General features: G+C 48.8%; 20 protein-coding genes and 2 riboswitches. Of the genes, 14 read left to right on the top strand and 6 right to left on the bottom strand.

Annotated features, from left to right (window positions below):
• Nucleotides 1-107: 107 nt before the first annotated feature.
• From OIR97_RS05425 to OIR97_RS05415, 3 genes are all read left to right on the top strand, one after another.
• Nucleotides 108-725 carry a ribonuclease HII gene (locus OIR97_RS05425; protein ID WP_169544572.1) on the top strand — a complete coding sequence of 206 codons (618 nt, stop codon included), beginning with the start codon at nucleotides 108-110 and terminating at the stop codon, nucleotides 723-725.
• Between the two features lie 96 nt (nucleotides 726-821).
• Entirely contained in the window at nucleotides 822-1907 is a 1086-nt protein-coding gene (locus OIR97_RS05420; protein WP_169544571.1) for a site-specific DNA-methyltransferase, read from the top strand.
• Nucleotides 1908-1947: 40 nt separating this feature from the next.
• Nucleotides 1948-2367, top strand: a complete 420-nt coding sequence (locus OIR97_RS05415; protein ID WP_169544570.1) for an EF-hand domain-containing protein — start codon at nucleotides 1948-1950, stop codon at nucleotides 2365-2367.
• Nucleotide 2368: 1 nt separating this feature from the next.
• Here OIR97_RS05415 and mutY read toward each other — a convergent pair whose 3' ends face one another.
• A complete protein-coding gene (mutY, locus tag OIR97_RS05410; protein WP_169544569.1) occupies nucleotides 2369-3472 on the bottom strand; it encodes an A/G-specific adenine glycosylase in 1104 nt (367 codons plus the stop codon).
• Nucleotides 3473-3551: 79 nt separating this feature from the next.
• Here mutY and OIR97_RS05405 point away from each other — a divergent pair, with 79 nt between their 5' ends.
• The 8 genes from OIR97_RS05405 (at nucleotide 3552) to OIR97_RS05370 (ending at nucleotide 10858) form a co-directional block, all read left to right on the top strand.
• A complete protein-coding gene (locus OIR97_RS05405; protein ID WP_169544568.1) occupies nucleotides 3552-4037 on the top strand; it encodes a DUF721 domain-containing protein in 486 nt (161 codons plus the stop codon).
• Between the two features lie 78 nt (nucleotides 4038-4115).
• Entirely contained in the window at nucleotides 4116-4784 is a 669-nt protein-coding gene (locus OIR97_RS05400) for a DsbA family protein (protein ID WP_169544567.1), read from the top strand.
• Between the two features lie 20 nt (nucleotides 4785-4804).
• Nucleotides 4805-8269, top strand: a complete 3465-nt coding sequence (gene smc / locus OIR97_RS05395) for a chromosome segregation protein SMC (protein WP_169544566.1) — start codon at nucleotides 4805-4807, stop codon at nucleotides 8267-8269.
• Between the two features lie 161 nt (nucleotides 8270-8430).
• Nucleotides 8431-8745 (top strand): AtpZ/AtpI family protein, encoded by a 315-nt coding sequence (locus OIR97_RS05390; protein ID WP_169544565.1) that lies wholly within the window; start codon nucleotides 8431-8433, stop codon nucleotides 8743-8745.
• An 85-nt stretch (nucleotides 8746-8830) separates the two neighbouring features.
• The gene (locus OIR97_RS05385; RefSeq protein WP_169545805.1) at nucleotides 8831-9547 is read left to right on the top strand and encodes a F0F1 ATP synthase subunit A; all 717 of its coding nucleotides are present in this window, start codon (nucleotides 8831-8833) and stop codon (nucleotides 9545-9547) included.
• Between the two features lie 55 nt (nucleotides 9548-9602).
• Entirely contained in the window at nucleotides 9603-9827 is a 225-nt protein-coding gene (locus OIR97_RS05380; RefSeq protein WP_025898179.1) for a F0F1 ATP synthase subunit C, read from the top strand.
• 54 nt (nucleotides 9828-9881) lie between these two features.
• Nucleotides 9882-10373: a F0F1 ATP synthase subunit B family protein gene (locus OIR97_RS05375; RefSeq protein ID WP_169544564.1), complete on the top strand. Its 492-nt coding sequence runs from the start codon at nucleotides 9882-9884 to the stop codon at nucleotides 10371-10373.
• Nucleotides 10373-10858, top strand: a complete 486-nt coding sequence (locus tag OIR97_RS05370) for a F0F1 ATP synthase subunit B family protein (RefSeq protein WP_169544563.1) — start codon at nucleotides 10373-10375, stop codon at nucleotides 10856-10858. The genes OIR97_RS05375 and OIR97_RS05370 overlap by 1 nt, the downstream gene beginning before the upstream one ends.
• A gap of 304 nt (nucleotides 10859-11162) precedes the next feature.
• Here the strand turns inward: OIR97_RS05370 and gcvPB are convergent, their stop codons facing one another.
• The 4 genes from gcvPB to gcvT are packed head-to-tail and all read right to left on the bottom strand — an operon-like array spanning nucleotide 11163 to nucleotide 15588.
• The gene (gcvPB, locus tag OIR97_RS05365) at nucleotides 11163-12722 is read right to left on the bottom strand and encodes an aminomethyl-transferring glycine dehydrogenase subunit GcvPB (RefSeq protein ID WP_407696675.1); all 1560 of its coding nucleotides are present in this window, start codon (nucleotides 12720-12722) and stop codon (nucleotides 11163-11165) included.
• Nucleotides 12719-14062, bottom strand: a complete 1344-nt coding sequence (gcvPA, locus tag OIR97_RS05360) for an aminomethyl-transferring glycine dehydrogenase subunit GcvPA (RefSeq protein ID WP_169544561.1) — start codon at nucleotides 14060-14062, stop codon at nucleotides 12719-12721. Before gcvPA ends, gcvPB begins: the two co-directional genes overlap by 4 nt.
• Complete coding sequence (gene gcvH / locus OIR97_RS05355; RefSeq protein ID WP_169544560.1) at nucleotides 14062-14436, bottom strand: glycine cleavage system protein GcvH; 375 nt, start codon at nucleotides 14434-14436, stop codon at nucleotides 14062-14064. The genes gcvPA and gcvH overlap by 1 nt, the downstream gene beginning before the upstream one ends.
• A gap of 42 nt (nucleotides 14437-14478) precedes the next feature.
• Nucleotides 14479-15588, bottom strand: a complete 1110-nt coding sequence (gene gcvT, locus OIR97_RS05350; protein WP_169544559.1) for a glycine cleavage system aminomethyltransferase GcvT — start codon at nucleotides 15586-15588, stop codon at nucleotides 14479-14481.
• Nucleotides 15589-15648: 60 nt separating this feature from the next.
• Nucleotides 15649-15748, bottom strand: a riboswitch (glycine riboswitch).
• Between the two features lie 3 nt (nucleotides 15749-15751).
• A riboswitch (glycine riboswitch) is annotated at nucleotides 15752-15838 on the bottom strand.
• A gap of 197 nt (nucleotides 15839-16035) precedes the next feature.
• Between gcvT and OIR97_RS05345 the strand changes: the two genes are divergently transcribed.
• Together OIR97_RS05345 and OIR97_RS05340 are read left to right on the top strand one after the other, a co-directional pair.
• Nucleotides 16036-16557 carry a PAS domain-containing protein gene (locus tag OIR97_RS05345; protein ID WP_169544558.1) on the top strand — a complete coding sequence of 174 codons (522 nt, stop codon included), beginning with the start codon at nucleotides 16036-16038 and terminating at the stop codon, nucleotides 16555-16557.
• Nucleotides 16532-17941, top strand: a complete 1410-nt coding sequence (locus tag OIR97_RS05340) for a methyl-accepting chemotaxis protein (protein WP_169544557.1) — start codon at nucleotides 16532-16534, stop codon at nucleotides 17939-17941. Before OIR97_RS05345 ends, OIR97_RS05340 begins: the two co-directional genes overlap by 26 nt.
• Nucleotides 17942-17985: 44 nt before the next feature.
• On the opposite strand, the gene OIR97_RS05335 is transcribed toward OIR97_RS05340, so the two are convergent.
• Complete coding sequence (locus OIR97_RS05335) at nucleotides 17986-18555, bottom strand: hypothetical protein (protein ID WP_169544556.1); 570 nt, start codon at nucleotides 18553-18555, stop codon at nucleotides 17986-17988.
• Between the two features lie 196 nt (nucleotides 18556-18751).
• On the opposite strand from OIR97_RS05335, the gene ispH reads away from it, so the two are divergent.
• Entirely contained in the window at nucleotides 18752-19708 is a 957-nt protein-coding gene (gene ispH / locus OIR97_RS05330) for a 4-hydroxy-3-methylbut-2-enyl diphosphate reductase (RefSeq protein WP_169544555.1), read from the top strand.
• Nucleotides 19709-19721: the final 13 nt, after the last annotated feature.

The raw sequence follows: 19721 nt of genomic DNA, 5'->3' as shown, positions 1-19721 counted from the left end.
TCTGATACCGCCTATAATCATGAGCCACGAATCCGGTAAATAGCGGGTCAAGTCAATCAATATATTCGTCTAAGTAGACATCTTGGATAGTCAACATCTCTGATAAAATGCCTGATAAACCAGATTATTCTCTAGAGACAAAATTGGCCGGGCGGATTGTCGGCATCGATGAAGTGGGCCGAGGTCCCTTTGCCGGGCCGGTAGTTGCTGCCGCTGTTATTCTGGATCCTCAGAACTTTCCTGATGGTCTTCAAGATTCAAAAAAGATCAGCAAAAATAGACGCGAAGCCCTTTATGAGACATTGATGGCCTGTGCCAATGTCGGTATCGGCGAGGCCACCGTTCAGGAAGTGGATCAGCTGAATATCTTGCAAGCTACTTTTCTGGCAATGAAGCGGGCGGTAACCGCATTAAATATTACGCCAGACTTCGCCTTGGTTGATGGTAATCGGGATCCAAAACTGGGGATCCCGACACAACTTGTTGTAAAAGGCGACAGTATTTCAGTGTCAATTGCGGCCGCTTCGATTGTTGCAAAAGTGACACGCGATCGAAAAATGTGTGCTCTGGCGAAGCAGTATCCTCACTACGGATGGGAGAAAAATGCGGGTTACGGCACGGCCGAGCATCGCAAGGGGTTGAGTCTCTTTGGTGTCACACCACAACATAGGCGAAGTTTTGCCCCAATTCGAAAAATTTTGGAGGATAATGAGATTATAATTTAAGAGTCTCCACTAAGATACTGATTCAACAAAAGTTATTGACTGAACGAATCGGCCGAATCAGTATTGGCGTTATCCGGAACCACAGGTGATGCCCTTATGACAGAGACAACAAAGCTTCCATTGAACCAAATACTACAAGGTAACTGCATCGAATTGATGAACAGCTTGCCTGAAAAATCAGTTGATATGATTTTTGCCGACCCTCCATACAATATGCAGCTTTCTGGAGAGTTACGTCGGCCAGATGACAGCAAAGTTGATGCGGTCGATGACGAGTGGGATCAATTCGAAAGTTTTCAGGTCTATGACAAATTCACCCGTGAATGGCTACAAGCCGCAAAACGGATTTTGAAAGACGATGGTACGTTATGGGTAATTGGTTCATACCATAATATCTTCCGGGTTGGGGCGACCCTGCAGGATCTGGGTTACTGGATCCTCAATGATGTTATTTGGCGTAAAACCAACCCAATGCCGAACTTTCGCGGTACCCGGTTTACCAATGCACACGAAACGCTGATCTGGTGCTCAAAAGATCAGAATGCCAAAGGTATGACCTTTAACTACGATGCCTTAAAAGTCATGAACGATGATATACAGATGCGTTCCGATTGGCATTTACCCATTTGCAGTGGCGGCGAGCGGCTGAAGATTGATGGTGAAAAAGCACATACAACGCAAAAACCGGAAAGCCTGCTCTATCGTATTCTAACCGCAGCGTCTAATCCGGGGGATGTTATTCTGGATCCATTTTTCGGTTCCGGCACTACGGGTGCTGTTGCCAAAAAATTGGGGCGCCACTTTATTGGCTGCGAACAGGAAACGAAATACATTAATGTCGCAAAGGAACGTATCCGCAAAGTACAGGCCTTGGGGCCTGAAAATCTTGAAATCACGAAAGGCAAGCGACAAGAACCCCGTGTACCATTTGGTTCAGTGGTTGAGAGAGGCTTACTATCCGCGGGTCAGGTTTTATTTGACTCCCGCAAGCGTTACAAAGCAAAGGTTCGTGCTGATGGAAGCCTTATTGCTTCAGATGTCAGTGGCTCTATTCACAAAGTTGGTGCACAATTGCAAGGCGCCAGCACCTGTAATGGGTGGACATTCTGGCATTTCGATGCAGAAGGACAAGCCATTTCGATTGACGTTCTTCGTCAACAGGTACGCGCAGAAATGAACTAGAAGGGATATTGTTGTCCCTTCAACCACCAAGGGGGGCACGATGACAAAGGTTATTTCAATCGCACTGGGCTGCATGATTACACTATTTGCAGCCCCTTCGCTTCACGCGGCAGAGTTTAATTCTGCTCAGTTCCTTGGAATTGACCGGAACGCCGACAATACCATTTCCCCAGCTGAAGCCGCGACCTATCGGGAAAGACTATTTACCAACCTTGATCTTGATGCCAACGGCAGTGTCGAATTCGAAGAATATGTAAAAGCCAATCAGCTAAGAGACGCGACCGCCGAGCCCGGATCAGCCGTTCCAGTACCCGACGCCTATAAACGGAACGACGAAAATGGCGACACCGTTTTGACGCTGGCAGAATTTATGGCTGCCGGGAAAGCCGCGTTTAAGGCTTTGGATACGAATAATGACGGAATGATCTCTCAACCGGAATTTGTCGCGCCAGGTCTCTAAGTTATAATCCCAGAATGCCTTGCCCTGCTTTTACCGAAGACACAACCTTGGTCATCAGGGTGGGTAAGGCGATTTCAGCAAATTTTTCGGGCGACACCCAATAAAGGTGGTTTGAGATAACCCGATCCTCTTCATTCAAACGCAGGATGTGTGGCGTAAAATGCAGATGGAAATGCGTAAATGTGTGGGTAATCCGGTCACCTAGCTTGTGCACGTCCTGATGATCAAGATCTCCCAACTCGGAAAGCAGCGCATTGATATCGTCTTCTGAATAGTCAGCCTCAACCCACGAAGTGGATGGGAACTCCATCATACCACCCAGCAACCCTTTCTCTTCCCTTCTGCGCAACAAAACTTCACCGTGATGGTTTTCGATCCATAAAACCGCGGCTTTTCGGGTTGGTTTCGTCTTCTTGGGCGCCTTTTTTGGAAATTGTTCCTGATCCCCTGTTACATATGCTGCACATTCCACATTTACCGGACAGTCGGAACAACGCGGTTTTTTAGGGGTACAGATTGTCGCCCCAATATCCATCAAGGCCTGTGCATAATCGCCTGGCCTGCTTTCAGGAGAGACTCTGGCTGCCAGCTCCCGAATTTGGGATCGAGACTTTGGAAGAGCCTCCTGAACCCGGTAAACTCTGGTGATGATGCGTTCAATATTTCCATCCACTACCACTGCCGGAACACCATAGGCAATCGAGGCGATCGCCGCCGCTGTATATTCACCGATACCAGGCAAGGTCAGGAGTTCCTTCTCGGATTGAGGAAAATGTCCGCCATATTTTTGACAAACCTCGCCTGCACATTTGTGAAGATTTCGGGCACGAGCGTAATATCCAAGGCCTGCCCAAGCGACCAAAACGTCATCTAATGAGGCATTCGCAAGATGTTGCACAGTCGGCCAGCAATTCAGGAATTTTTCAAAATACGGCCCAACTGTTGCAACCGTTGTTTGCTGCAACATGATTTCACTCAGCCAGACATGGTAGGCATCCGCTGTTTTCCCGGGAGGGCTTCGCCACGGTAAAATTCGGGCCCTTACATCGTACCATTTAAGGATCTTCTGAGAGAAAACCTTGGTCGCAAAAAGTTGATTATCCATAATTTTTCGATCATACCATTCTCAAAGAGGACATTGCCACCTATATACAGGAACAATCAGGCGAGGGAGAAGAGATCCGGTGAGAAAAGTCGGACATTTAAAAGGACCGAAGGCCATTGGCAGCTATGTCGGCAAAACTGCACGCGCAGCTTTGGTCAAGCGTGGCTTTGCCCAAGCCGACATTTTGTCTCATTGGCAGAATGTTGTCGGCCCGACGCTCTATCACTTCTCCAGCCCGGAAAGATTGACTTATTCCAAGAACAAAAATGCAGAAGCAACCCTTAAAGTGAGAGTAGCGCCCGGGCACGCGCCAGAATTTCAACATTTTGAGCCTTTGATCATTGAACGAATCAATAGTTTCTTTGGCTATAAGGCGGTCAGCCGTATCAGCATCATTCAGGCGCCGGTAAAAAGAGCCAAAAAACCCAAGAAAACTGCGCCCCCGGAGCCAACCTTGGAACAAAAAAAATGGCTGGAGCACTCTGTTAAAGAGGTCAAAGATGAAGAGCTGAAAGCTCATTTAATAACACTGGGAGCCGCAATTCTGGCAAAGAACAACACCTGAATTATCAACACATCACCCATCAAACCCGCACAAATGCTGGGTTTATTAAGGAATATTCGAAAGATTGAGGAATCGTTTATGAAAAGCTATACTAACACCACATCTAGTATGAATGAGCAAACAATGACACTATCACGCCGACATTTTGTGGCTTCTGCCGGTATCGCCCCTCTTGCATTGGGTGCAGCGGGCTCTTTGCTGTCTCCGGCAACTGCGCAGGCCGGTGTCATGGACATTCTGGAAAATGACAATATTTTAGGTGACCCGAAGGCCCCTATCTCAATTGTCGAATATGCATCCTTAACTTGTTCGCATTGTGCCAATTTTCATACAAACGCGTTCAAGAATATTCAGGAAGACTATATAGATACTGGAAAAGCGTTTCTTATTTATCGGGACTTCCCGCTTGATCGCTTTGCCTTTCAGGCATCAGTTCTCGCCCATGCCGCCGGGAAAGATCGTTTCTTTGCTGTACTTAAGATCCTTTTTGAGAAGCAAGCAGAATGGACAACAGCACCGGACATAACTGCGGCTTTAACCAAGATCGGAAATATGGTTGGCGTCTCGAAAGCCACTTACGAAAAGAACCTCGCAGATGAAAAACTGGGAGAAAGTATTTTAACGGACCGGATGGTTGGCGCCAATGAATATGGTGTTAACAGTACCCCTACCCTCTTCATTAACGGCGAAAAATACGAAGGTTCCCGTGAATACGAGGTATTGGGGCCGTATCTCGCAGGCATCTAAAGACATAGAATGGAGGGGCCGTGAAATTTACTCAATTGCGTCTGTCTGGTTTCAAGTCTTTTGTGGAGCCAACGGAATTATTGATTAAAGACGGCCTCACCGGCATTGTCGGTCCCAACGGGTGTGGTAAATCCAACCTGGTCGAGGCCCTTCGATGGGTTATGGGGGAAACATCTGCCAAGAATATGCGCGGCGGCGCAATGGACGATGTTATTTTTGCTGGCACGTCCAGCCGTCCCCCCCGCAATATGGCAGAAGTTACGCTGGGTCTGGATAACTCTGACCGAATTGCACCTGCCGCTTACAATGATTCCCGTGAAGTGGACATTACCCGGAGGATCAGGCGGGATTCCGGATCGGACTATCGTATCAATGGCCGCGTTTCCCGCGCCCGTGATGTTCAGCTTCTTTTTGCGGATATGGCAACCGGTGCGAATTCGACCGCAATTGTCAGTCAGGGCCGGGTTGGCTCACTGATCAATGCGAAACCTAAAGATCGCCGTCACCTGCTGGAAGAAGCCGCGGGCATATCCGGCCTCCACTCCCGTCGGCATGAAGCCGAACTCAGGCTGAAAGCTGCAGAAACCAACTTGGAACGTGTTGATGATGTTGCCGGGCAACTCGAAGTCCAGTTAGGCAGCCTTAAAAGGCAAGCTCGCCAAGCCAACCGATACAGAAATATTTCAGGTCATATACGAAAAGCCGAAGCTCTTTTATTACTTCGAAAACAGGAGCAGGCCCTTCGCGCACAGGAAAAAGCAACGAAAGAGCTCGCGGACGCATCGGCCGCTGTTGCCGAACTGACAAAGCAGGTCGCCATCGCACAGAATGCCGCGCTAAAAGCCAATGAGATCCTGGCACCACTCCGTGAACGCGAAGCGTCCGCCGCGGCCAAGGTTCAACGATTAACGCTAGAACGCGAAAATCTGGATGCAGAGGAAGAACGCTTAAAACGTACGCGCCAGCAGTTGGAAGACCAACGGGTACAAATTTCCCATGATATGAGCCGCGAGAAGTCTCTTGAAAAAGATGCGGCCGATGCGGTCACCCGTTTGACAGAAGAGCAAAAAAGCATTCATGAAAAAGCGGCAAAAGATGCCCCTAAACTGAAAACCGTTCAGAGTGAAATTAGCGACCGTCAGGATCAGGTTCGCAAGCTGCAATCAGATTTCGACTTGGAAACGGAACAACTGGCGGCTCACAAGGCGAAAGAACATAGTCTTCTTGATCAGCAAAAAAACACCGAAGCGTCAATGAGCAAACTGACCCAGCGATTGACCGAAATCGAAAGCGAGACGAATAGAATTGACGCGGCGCTTACATCCCTGACCAACAATCAGGATGTTCAGGCCAAACTGGAACTGCATCTGAAAGAAATTCTCAACTATTCTTCTGACATTGAGGCCTTTGACGAGAAGTGCAAAACCGCGGATCAACAAGAACGGCAAGCACGAGATCGGGTTAGAGAGGCAGAAAAAGAAACATCAGCTGTACAGGCTGAAATAAAAGCACTTCTATCCCTGCTGGAAGATGGTTCAGAGGGAAAATGGACCCCCATTGCTGAAAATCTTTCGGTTAAAAAGGGTTATGAAGCAGCCCTTGGTGCTGCCCTTGGCGAGGATTTGGAAGCGCCTTTGGATCAAAGTGCACAATCCTATTGGTCGGCGGATGCCTGCACCGAACACCCACTGCCCTTGTTTGAAGATGACCTTGTCACCTTGGATCAATTCGTCTCAGGTGAAGAAATCCTGGTGTCCCGCCTTAAAATGATCGGCATAACGGCCGCCGAAGCAGGAGACCGCCTGTCCAAAACCCTTAAACCCGGCCAACGCCTAATTTCCAAAGAAGGGGATCTCTGGCGGTGGGATGGGTTTGTCCGCAAGGCCGGTGCTAAAACGGCGGCGGCCCTAAGGCTGGAGCAACGCAATCGACTGGCTGGATTGGAAAAGGAAAAATCGAGCAAAGAAGCGGCAGCTGAAAAATCACGGGTTGAATTGGAACAATTCGAAAAGAAGCTATCGGCTTTACGCCTGCAGGAAAAAGAACTCAGGACACTTTTGCGAACAAAAGAGCAGGAAGCGAACTCCCTTCGCGCACTTGTCTCAGAGCAGACCCGTAAACTTGCAACCTTGCAGTCCAGACAATCTTCACTCGCGGAAAGCAAGACAACCCTTTTGCAGGAAAAAGCCGATCTGGAACAGTTATTATCCCACATCAAACAGCAACGCTCTTCTCTTCCTGATATTACTGACGCCCAGCAAAAATTGGAAACAGCCCGTCAGGTTTTGCGAGAAGAACGCGAATCTCTTGGCAATATGCGCTCAACCTTTGATCAGTTTACCCGCGAATCAGCATTGCGTCGCGATCGGCTGGACGCCATTGCGGTGGAAAAAGAAAGCTGGATACAGCGCAGTAACAGTGTGGCCAGTCACTTCAGCCAACTTGAAATGCGTTTTTCCTCTACCGAACAGGAACTCAAAGACCTTGAAGGAAAACCAGAAGAGATCTTGCTGAAACGCGGGCAGCTGATGGACGAAATCGCGAGAGCAGAAGGCGCCAGATCAACGGCAAAGGATCAATTAAGTGAGGGAGAAGCTGTTGTTTCGGAGTGCAATGAAGCGTTGAGAAAAAGCCAAGAATCACTTGCACTATGCCGGGAAGAACGGGTGCGTTTTCAAGCTGATAAAGATCACAGCATCGACAACCTGCAGCAACTGGCCCATCAGATATACGAAAAACTGGAATGCAGCCCTGAAGACATTCGCAAAGCCGGGGAAATCGAAGAGGATGAAGAAATCCCGCCTGTTGATGTCAGTGAACGCAGGGTCGAACGCCTGAAAAAAGAACGGGACGGTATGGGCCCGGTTAATCTTAGAGCCGAAATCGAAGCCGATGAGATTGACGAACAGCTTTCCACCCTATTGAAAGAACGAAAAGATCTGGAAGATGCCATTCTTCGCCTTCGGCAGGGAATTGCGAGCCTTAACAAAGAAGGCAGGGAACGCCTTCTCATCGCGTTTGAAAAGGTAGATGCCCATTTCCAGACCCTGTTCAAGCAGGTGTTCGGTGGCGGTCATGCCCATCTTACATTAACGGAATCGGACGATCCCCTTGCTGCGGGACTGGAAATTATGGCAAGCCCACCTGGAAAAAGGCTGCAACTGATGTCTTTGTTATCTGGTGGCGAGCAGGCCCTGACAGCGGTAGCATTGCTTTTCGCTGTTTTCCTTACAAATCCCGCGCCGATCTGCGTGCTGGACGAAGTGGATGCGCCATTGGATGACGTCAATGTGGAACGCCTTTGCAACTTGCTGGATAGTATCTCGGAAAATTCAAGCACCCGCTTTCTGGTTGTTACGCATCACCCCATAACGATGGCGCGGATGGACCGATTGTTTGGCGTCACCATGGCGGAGCGCGGTATCTCCCAGTTGGTCTCTGTTGATCTTACCCGCGCCCAGCTGATGACAAATGAAACGGTCTAGCCCTTGAAATACAGCTTATTTTTCACGCTTTTCTGTTTTTTACGAAAGAGTATATTTGCATGCGGTTTGGACCTTGACAGTGGGATAGCCAGACCGTATGTTTCCCGCGCTTTCTGTAGGGGGAATTGTGTTATGTTAATTTTTCGTGTAAGTGACGAAAAATGAATGAGCCGACTGACCAGCAGAAGCAGGAATTTAAAGCTCGGCTAAAGGCCGCCCAACATAAACGGGACGAAAGTTCATGGGATGGGCAGCTTGGTGTCGAGCGATCTGGCGCAGCGGGCCGGGCCTGGCGACTTTCTGTAGAGATGGTTGCGGCTTTTGTGGTTTGCGGTGGATTTGGTTGGGCGATCGACAGTTGGTTGGACACTCGGCCAGTATTTATATTGGTGTTTGCTGTAATTGGTATGGTCGTTGGCGTGTACAACGTCTATAAAGTAGCCAAAGCAATGAACCCAGATGATTTTGAACAGTAAACAGGGGTTTGCCTGTTTATGCATGTGAAACAGACAAGGCGGGAATAGTATCGTGGCAGAAGGTCAAGGGCTTGTGATCGACCCTATGGGGCAGTTTCAAATCATAAGACTGATTCCAATGGAAGTGGGCGGCGTCGACGTCTCATTCACCAACTCATCCTTGTTAATGGTTATCGTTATCGCGGCCATTACACTTTTTCTGACGCTGAGCATGCGTGGCCGCGCCATGGTGCCAGGCCGTATGCAGTCAATCGCTGAGCTCAGCTATGAGTTTATCGCCAACATGCTGAAAGAGAATGTGGGCTCGGAAGGTCGTAAATACTTCCCGTTCATCTTTTCAATCTTCATGTTTGTTCTATTCTGTAACCTTATCGGTATGGTCCCTTACAGCTTTACTGTAACAAGCCATATCGTTGTTACTTTTGGCTTGGCGGCCACCGTATTCATCACGGTCACCCTTGTTGGTATCTTCCGCCACGGCTTCAAGTTTCTCTCTCTTTTCGCACCAAGCGGTGTCCCGGTCTTTTTGCTGGTGATCCTGGTGCCTATCGAAATCATCTCATACTTTGTTCGGCCGATCAGTCTTTCTGTTCGTCTCTTTGCCAACATGGTAGCGGGCCACGCATTGCTGAAAGTTTTCGGCGCCTTTGTTGTCGGCCTGAGCTGGTGGGGTGGCTGGTTGCCACTCGGATTTATCACAGCCTTGACTGGACTGGAATTCCTGGTTGCATTTTTGCAGGCCTACGTATTCGCCATCCTGTCGTGCCTGTATTTGAACGATGCGGTCAACCTGCATCACTAAGTTTTACTGTTAGCCCAATATCTTTATAGATCTTGTTTGAAGAAGGAAGTTAATCATGGAATTAGAAGCCGCTCGTATGATTGGTGCAGGTCTCGCGACTATCGCTCTTGCCGGTGTTGGCCTTGGTCTGGGTAACATCTTCGGATCTTACATCTCCGGTTCTTTGCGCAATCCAGCAGCCGCTCCGAAAGTTTTCGGTAACGTTCTGCTCGGCTTTGCTCTGACAGAAGCTGTTGCTCTGTTTGCTCTGGTTATCGCTCTTATTATCCTGTTCGTATAATCTCTCTGACATCCCGTTAGAGAATTGTTTGATCACTAGGATTTAGGAACGGTTATGCCGCAGCTAAATATAGCAGATTTCCCACCTCAACTTGTGTGGCTGGCAATTTGTTTCGTCATTTTGTATATCGCAATGGCGAAAGTTGCTATTCCTCGCATTTCTGAGGTGCTGGAAGGCCGTCAGGACCGTATTTCACGGGATCTGGACGAAGCCAAACGGCTTAGCGAAGAATCTGAAAAAGCAAAGGCCGAATATGAGGCTGCTTTGGATGACGCTCGCAACAAGGCCCATGGCATGGTTGCCGGGCTAAAAGCTGAACTCGCCAGCGATCAGGAAGCCAGCAAAGCCAAACTGGAAGCTACTCTTGCTGCAAATGCAAAAGAAGCAGAACAGAGCATTGCCAAGGCGAAAGAAACAGCCTTATCCAACGTAAAGGATATCGCTGGGGAAGCTGCAAAAGCCGCAGTTTCCAGACTGATTGCCATTGATGTTGCAGATAAAGATCTGCAAGCCGCCGTAAATGCTAATCTGAAAGGGGACGCATAATGTTACAGTCTCCTTCATTTTGGGTTGCAATTGCCTTTATTGGTTTTATTGCTGTCGTTATTTATTACAAGCTGCCTGCCATTGTCGGTAAGCAGCTCGACGACAGGGCTGATCGTATTAAAAACGAGCTCGACGAAGCGCAGAAGCTTCGCGAAGAAGCCCAGGCAATGTTTGCTGATTATCAGCGCCGCCAGCGGGATGCTCTCGCTACGGCTGAAGACATTGTTGCAAAAGCCAAAGAAGATGCTGAAATTCTCCGTAAAGAGAGTGAAGCTGAATTGCAGGCCTCGCTAAAACGACGGCAGGAACTTGCTGAAGCCAAAATTAAACAGGCCGAAGAAAAAGCCCTCGCTGAAGTTCAGAATATTGCCGTTGATGTTGCGATCGCAGCGTCCGAGAAGCTGATGAAAGATAACCTGAAGGCTAAAGAAGCCGGAAGCCTGATCGATCAGTCGATCAAGGATCTTGGGTCACAGCTGAACTGATTGCCGTTCCAACGCAAAAATTCACAAACCCTGCATTTCGATGCAGGGTTTTTTTATGCCTTCGATATTTCATGGAAAGCGTCTTTCCCTTAAGTAAGGATCATTGGAAGTAGATGGCGGAGCTTTACCGCCCTGAAATCCGTTCATAGAACTGCGTTAAAGCGCGAATGAGCGCCTTATCACGCTGTTTGGTATCAATTTCCCTCTCCTCCTCGTAAAAGGGGATAGGCTTGGCCCCTGTTGACCATCCCACAAAAAAACGCCCGCCATTTTTATGGCGGGCGTTGCAGGTTCTTAACCGATCTTATTGTTCAGATGGTTTCCATCTCAAAATCGGCTTCCGGGCGGCCCCGGTCTCATCCAGGCGACGCCTCGGCGCATATTGCGGAGACTGAGAAAAAACAGTCGGATCATTGCTGGTTTTTGCCTTATCGATCAGATAACGCATGCTCCCGATGAACAAATCCAAAGTTTCTTTGCTTTCGCTTTCTGTCGGTTCAATCAGCATCGCACCATGAACAACCAAAGGAAAATACATCGTCATCGGATGATATCCTTCATCAATCATCGCCTTTGCCAGATCCAGTGTGGTAACGCCAGTGTCCTTCAAAGTACTGTCATCGAACAACGCTTCATGCATACAAACTCCATCAAAGGGTGCATGCAACACATCGTTTAAGCCAGCGCGAATGTAATTGGCGTTCAGAACGGCATCTTCGGCAATCTGCCGCAGTCCATCTGAACCATGGCTAAGCATATAGGCCAGCGCCCGGATAAACATACCCATCTGTCCATGATAGGTCTTCATGCGTCCAAAGCTGTTTTCCGCATCCCCCTCCACATGTTCCTGAAGCCGATAACCGCTGTCGTCCTTAACCACATAAGGAACAGGAGCGAAAGGCGCCAAGGCATCAGATAACACAACTGGGCCTGAACCCGGACCACCACCACCATGAGGCGTTGAGAAGGTTTTGTGCAGATTGATATGCATCGCATCAACACCAAGATCGCCCGGACGGGTCCGGCCCAAAATGGCATTCAGGTTTGCACCATCACAATAAAAATACCCACCAGCTTCATGCACCAGGTCGGCAATCAACTTGACGTCATTTTCAAACAGACCGCAGGTATTTGGATTGGTCAGCATAACACCCGCAACATCGGGTCCCAGCTTGGCTTTAAAGGCCTCCATATCCATGCGACCGTCAGCCCTTGCCGGCACAGCGTCGACTTTATATCCGCATAGAGCTGCGGTTGCAGGGTTGGTACCATGTGCTGACTCAGGAACAAGAATGCGGTTCCGTTGCGCACCTTCTCCGGCTGCTTCGTGCGCGGCCCGTATGGCCATAACACCACATAACTCACCATGGGCACCAGCCGCAGGAGACATAGCAACGGCTGGCATACCGGTTATGGTTTTCAGCCAATGACCCAAATCATCAATAAGGGCAAGCGCCCCTTGAACGGTGCTTATTGGCTGTAAAGGATGGATATCGCCAAGACCGGCAATCCGCGCTGCTTTTTCATTGATGCGCGGATTATGTTTCATCGTGCAGGAACCCAGAGGATAAAAGCCTGCATCAATGGAATAATTTTGACGACTTAACCGAACATAGTGGCGAAGAACCTGCGGTTCTGACAAATCGGGTAGTCCAGTCGCTTTTTTGCGATCCAGCCCCCCAAGACGGGATTTTACCTTTTTAGGTTCCGGCAAATCAACACCAACGCGGCCAGTCACCCCTTGTTCGAAAATGAGAGGTGTTTCCAGATTAAGCGCCCGGTTTCCCGTGAAGGTATCAGAAACGGCCTGTGCCTCATCCAATTCACCGGGACGGGTCGGACGTCCAACATTGTTTAGCATCAGACAAGCTCCTTCAGGGCAGAAACCAATTTTTCAACATCGGTTGCTTTTACTGTTTCGGTGACCGCAACGAGCAGCAGGTTGTCCAAAGCAGCATTTCCAGGGATAAGCCGCGAGACAGGGACACCACCCAAAACACCGTTATCAGCCATCGCTTCGACAGCTTTTTCGGCAGAACATGGTAATTTCACCGTAAATTCATTGAAGAAAGTGTCGTTCAGAACATCAAAACCTTCCAAAGAATCAATGGCTTCAGCGACCGTAACCGCTTCGCCATGATTGATTTCTGAAAGCTTGGCAAGACCAGTTTCTCCCAGAAGGCTCATGTGAATGCTAAACGCCAATGAACACAAACCAGCGTTGGTACAGATATTACTGGTCGCCTTTTCTCGGCGGATATGCTGCTCTCGCGTGGAAAGGGTTAAAACGAAACCGCGTTTTCCCTCTTGATCCGTTGTTTCGCCGCACAGCCGGCCGGGCATCTGCCGGACAAACTTATCGCGCGTTGCAAGCAGACCAACATAAGGCCCCCCATAAGACAAAGGAACGCCAATAGACTGTCCCTCACCCACAACAATATCAGCCCCCATCTCTCCGGGCGGTGTTACCGCGCCCAGTGATACAATTTCGTTCACAACAACGACCAGCAATGCCCCGACTTCGTGGCATTGTTCCGCAAGGTCACTAAGATCCTGCAAACGACCAAAGAAGTCCGGGTTCTGAACAACAACACAGGCAATATCTTTTCCAAGACCCGCTGTGTAATCCTCATCTCCCATTGGGACTGTTGGATATTCGACAGCTTCAAAATCAGTATATTGCAGCGTTGTCTGAGTAACTTCGCGGTAATGCGGATGCAGATTACCGGACAGGATTGCTTTTTTGCGCCGTGTCACACGACATGCCATCAAGACGGCTTCCGCACAGGATGTTGCACCGTCATACATGGAAGCGTTTGCCACATCCATTCCGGTGATCAATGCCACCTGACTTTGAAATTCAAACAGCGCCTGCAGCGTTCCCTGACTGATTTCCGGCTGATAGGGCGTGTAGGCAGTCAGAAACTCTGATCGCTGTATCAAATGATCAACAACCGAAGGAACGTGATGTCGATAAGCACCAGCCCCTAGAAAAAAGGGGGCTTTTGTCGGCGAAAGACTTTTCGCGCCATAGGCTTGCATCTGCGCATCCACATCCATCTCGGGTGCATGTTTAGGCAAATCCAACAGGCCTTTCAGTCTAGCGTCCTCTGGAATATCAACGAAGAGATCATCAACCGACCCAACACCGATTTTTTCCAGCATCGCCTGCCTTTCGGCAGCGGTATGCGGCATATATCTCATTAGCCAAGACCTTCAATATAAGACTTGTACGCATCTTCATCCATCAGATCGTCCAGTTCAGAGGCGTCAGCGACTTTAAGCTTTGCAAACCAGCCACTGCCCAACGCTTCGTCATTTACCAGAGAAGGCGTATCTTCAAGATCACCGTTCACCTCAACAACTTCACCGGCAACTGGAACATAAACTTCTGATGCCGCTTTAACACTTTCAACAACAGCAAGTTCATCCCCTTTTCCGAGGTTAGCGCCCACTTCGGGGACTTCGACAAAAACGACATCGCCCAGTTGCTGCTGTGCGTAATCACTAATGCCGACGGTCGCGATGTCACCCTCAATGGAAATCCATTCGTGATCTTTGGTATATTTAATGCTCATCTGATTTTCCCAAATTCAATCTAAATTTTCAGGTTTGAGGACTTAGCCCCGGTAATATCTTTGTTCGACAAACGGCATCTTGACGATTTTTGCCGCCCTTGCTTTTCCGCGGATAATAAGTTGAACTTCTGTTCCGGCAGCTGCGAGTCCCAAAGGAACATAGCCCATGGCAATCGGTGCCTGCAGGCTGGGCGCAAATCCGCCGGACGTAATCTCGCCGACAACATTTCCGTCCATATCTGCAATTTCTGTATGTTCTCTTGCGGGTGCCCGCCCTTCAGGCAGAATTCCAACGCGTTTCATGGCTGGCTTGTCCGCAATTTCTTTTACAATAATATCGGCGCCGGGAAATCCGCCTTCTTCCCGTCGCCGTTTGCTGATTGCCCATAACAGGCCCGCTGACACGGGCGTTGTTTCTGTTGTCAGGTCATGGCCATACAAACACAGGCCTGCCTCCAAACGTAAGGAGTCTCGCGCCCCCAAACCAATGGCGGCGACTTCCTCCTCTGCGAGGAGTTTCTTGCAAATTGCAACGGCGTTTTCATTTGGAATGGAAATTTCGTACCCGTCTTCACCTGTGTACCCTGACCGGGTTACAAAGCACGGGATGCCATCGATCTCGAGTTCCTTGAAACTCATAAATGGCATAGTCGCCACTTCCGGATTAAAACGCGCTAAAACGCTGGCACTTTTTGGGCCCTGCAAAGCGACAAGAGCCCGGTTTGTCAGTTCTTCAACAACGGCCTCTCCCGCCAATCCGTCTTTTAGAAGGGCAATATCCTGTTCTTTGCAGGCAGCGTTCACGACAACAAACAGATCATTCTCGCGGCGGGTGATAATAAGATCATCCAGAATACCGCCCTGCTCATTTGTAAAAAAGCTGTAGCGCATTTCGCCATCTTTTAGGGACTGGATATCGCCGGGAACAAGCTTTTCAATGGATTTTGCAGGATCTTTCCCGGTGATCACTACCTGCCCCATATGAGACACATCAAACAACCCGGCAGATTCGCGGGTTTGTAAATGTTCCTTCATAATTCCATCAGGATATTGCACAGGCATATCATACCCGGCAAAGGGGACCATTTTGGCGCCTAGCTCTATATGAAGGTCGTAAAGAACGGTCCGATTAACATCAGAAGTGTTTACCATAAGAAATCTCAATCCAGCAAAGAGGTTATGCCGCGATACACTTGTACCGAAAGCAACCCCCTCTGTCTTAAGGACCTGAGAGATTTGACGTTGCGAATCCTACTGGATTCTAACGCTTACCCCTTCGGTGAAATTACCAACGGTAATTTGCTTTCCAGAGTTTCATCCCCCTGCGGTCCGGGTGCCTGAGAGTTTCCGGGGCGGTTGCTCCTTCGGCGATGGATAAATCCATCTCTCCCGCAGGGATCATCTGTATGAAGCCGTGATAATAGCCAAGCTTTTCGTTCTGTCAAACGAACAAACGACCTTCCTGCGAACTAAGATCATTTCGATCTTTATTTTCTTGCTGCCTTTAACAACAGTAAATTAATAATATTACAAAGTATTAACCATTTTGAGCCACTGTGGGGGAAATAGAACTGTGAAACAAAGATGGTTTAAAACAGAATGCGCCCAGACACTCCGCCCACAGATCAGGAACGCCATCTTGGCAGAAAAGAAATCATTGTCAGTAAGACAGATCTCAGTGGTAAAATTACCTACGCAAATCGGAAATTTATGGAGATATCAGATTTTTCCGAACCGGAACTACTTGGGGTCCAACATAACCTGATCCGCCATCCAGATATGCCAAGAGCGATTTTCCATTATTTGTGGGATCAGCTGGAAAAAGGCAATGAAGTCTTTGCCTATGTTAAAAACCTGTGCAAGAACGGTGATTACTACTGGGTCTTCGCTCATGTAACCCCTTCTGTTCAAGATGACGTCACAGTCGGATACCATTCCAACAGGCGGGCCGTCGATCCAGACATCGTCACCAAAATAATCGCCCCCTTCTATCAGAAACTTGTTGCCGAAGAGAAATCCCATTCGTCGCCGAAAGAAGGATTAAATGCCTCCCTTGGCTTGCTCTCAACATTTATCCAGGATCAAGGAGGCAACTATGACAAATGGCTCTTCTCTCTTTAAATCCATTTCGCCCGTAATTGGAGCCGCCCTTGTTACCAGTGCGGCCTTCGCGATTTACCTGTATACTCAAAATTCGTTCAACTTCATGTCCATTGCATTTGTCGGTGCTTTGGTGGCAGTGGCTGTTGTCGCAATTAAGTTCAGGCGGGATGCCCGAAAAGCGATGCAGGAGCGGGACAATATGAGATTGATGCTGGAAGCACGGGCGGGCGATATGACCCATACCGGATTTCAAACTCCCTCCCATTCCGCTGACGAAATCAAAAAAGTTGAAAATATTTGCAAACGACTGGCCGTGGGTGATTTTGAAGCCCGAATTTCCCACATAGAAGAAGGCACCGAGCTCACTGAATTAATGTGGTCCATCAACGAATTAGCAGATCGGACTGATGCCTTTATGAGGGAAGCCGCAGCATCCATGCAACATGTGGCCGACCAGAAATATTACCGCCGAATTATTGATTTTGACATGGATGGTGCTTTCAAGCGCACGGCTGCCACCATTAATGAATGCACAAACATGTTTGAGCATCGAACGAATGAATTCAGCGACGTCATTTATCAGTTTGAACACACAATCGGCAGCGTCTCAAAATCAATATATGAGAGCGCCGAAGGGTTGCACCATTCAGCCGATCTCCTTTCAAGTCATGCAAGTGATGCGGCAACACAGGTCGATAATGTCAACAATGCTGCGATAAATGCCTCCTCTAACTTTCAAACGGTTGCAAGTTCAGCTGAAGAAATGTCAGCCTCTATTCAGGAAATCGGACGACAAGTTCGGAACTCTCTTGAAAATGCCCAAACGGCCTCGCAAATGGCCGATAGCGGAAATACGAAAATCAAAGGTCTGGCACTCGCCGCCCAATCAATTGGCGAAGTTGTGAAGCTGATTGAGGATATCGCGAGCCAGACAAATCTTCTGGCCTTGAATGCCACCATCGAAGCCGCCCGGGCGGGCGATGCGGGTAAGGGCTTTGCGGTCGTTGCCAACGAAGTTAAAAATCTGGCCAATCAAACAGCAAAGGCAACCGAAGATATCAGCAAGCAGATTGTTGATATTCAAAACGCGACGGATGAAGCCGTCTCTTCCATGGAGACAATCAATTCATCGGTCAGCGATATCAACCATGCTGTCACCGCCATTTCCTCGGCCATGGATGAGCAAAATGCGGCCACTCAGGAGATTGCGCAAAGTGTTGCAAGTGCCTCTGAAAGCACTGTATCGGTGTCAAATAATATCAAGACTGTAAAAGTATCGACGGAGGCAACCTCCGCCACCAGTAAAAAACTCCTTACCGAAGCCGACACCCTTCAGGAACATTCAAAAGGACTGGAAGACAATGTTTCTTCCTTCCTTGAACATGTTCGAAAGGTCATTTGACGATAAGTCGTTTTTGAAAGCGGGTCCGCGTCCCGGTGCCGTAGTTAGTTGACTTTGTTACGGTTATATTCCAGCTCTTCCTTGGTGAGTTGCAGTCCTAAAACGATCGTATAATCACGGCCGTCCCGATTGGTTGGCAAAGGGATTCGCTGTACAATCTCTTCCTGAACAGCACCCCGACGCCGACCTTCTGCAACCTCTACCGGACTTTGCAGGATCTTCTTTGTCAAAATCCGGCGTGAGCTGTCTGCAATCGCAACGAAGAACGGGAATGTATGGGTTTGGCCTTTCGCCGCCGGCCCTTTGATCGCACCAATTCGCAAAATTAACTCCACGACCAGTTCGGTATCATCATTTTCATAAAAACACTCCCCGCTGACAGGTGCGATAATCCCCTCATATTCGACATCGACAAGATCGCGGCCCGGGCCATCCTGAAAAACGGTAATTGTGTCCGCGTTTGGCAGAACTGAAACGGCAGGGCACGGCAGGACGACTTTATTTGGGTTAAAAATATCTGGCAGGGCCGCATCAAAAGATCCACTACACGCGCTTAACAAAGACAGTGAAATCATCGAAGCTACAAGTTTTCCGCGACTGAAAAAACGTATCATACCCTGCTTTTCTTTCATTATTCCAAATTCTATGACCGGATTAGTACGTCTCACACTGGTGTTCATCTGGAAATTGATGTACTAATTCGCCGAATTTAGGATGGACGGCTCCTTTTAGCAAGCGACGCGGCGCATTGTTGCTGGATAATTCTGAAAAGCAGGAATAATTCAGCTATTTCTGCCGGAGGTGGATGGTATGACACGTGAAAAAAGAACTCTTCTTCTCGCCGCTCCGCGCGGATTCTGCGCTGGCGTTGATCGAGCGATTCAAATCGTTGAAAAAGCGTTGGTAAAATATGGCGCTCCCGTATACGTCCGCCATGAGATTGTTCACAATCGTTATGTGGTTGAAAATCTGGAAAAAAAGGGGGCTGTTTTCGTTGATGAACTGTCAGATGTCCCCGCTGACGTCCCTGTCATTTTCTCCGCGCACGGTGTTGCAAAGTCAGTTCCAGCCGAGGCAGAAGCAAAGAAAATGTTCTTCATTGATGCAACCTGCCCACTGGTCAGCAAAGTCCACCGGGAGGCAGAACGGCACAAAAAGGACGGTCAGGAAATTATTCTGATTGGCCATAAAGGGCACCCGGAAGTCATTGGCACAATGGGACAATTGGCCGCGGGAGAAATCAGTCTGGTCGAAACGGTTGCGGATGCCGAGAATTTTGAGCCAAAAAATATAGATGGCAAGCTTGCCTATTTGACGCAAACAACCTTATCTGTTGATGAAACTAGAGACATCGTCGCGACGTTAAGCCGCCGTTTCCCGTCAATCGCGGCACCCAAGAAAGAAGACATCTGTTACGCGACGACCAATCGGCAGGCCGCCGTAAAGGAACTTGCCTCGCAATGTGATGGTATTCTGGTCATCGGCGCACCAAACTCGTCAAATTCCATGCGTTTGGTGGAAGTTGCAAAAAAGATCGGCTGCCAGCATGTATCACTGGTTCAACGGGCGACGGACATCCCGTGGGACAATCTGCAAGGCTGCCAGACGATTGGGATAACAGCCGGCGCTTCTGCCCCGGAAACACTTGTTGAAGAGGTAACTGATGCTTTTGCAAAACGGTATGACGTAACCATAAAAGAAGTTGTAAAGACCGAAGAGCATGTAACGTTCAAACTTCCGCGCGAATTGGAAAATGTGAGCGAATAAGAATAGGAATGGC

Origin of the sequence: Sneathiella aquimaris (genome assembly GCF_026409565.1) — a bacterium.
Lineage (GTDB): Bacteria > Pseudomonadota > Alphaproteobacteria > Sneathiellales > Sneathiellaceae > Sneathiella > Sneathiella aquimaris.
Note: the sequence above shows the minus strand (reverse complement) of the source record. Positions and strands in the feature narration are given on the sequence as shown.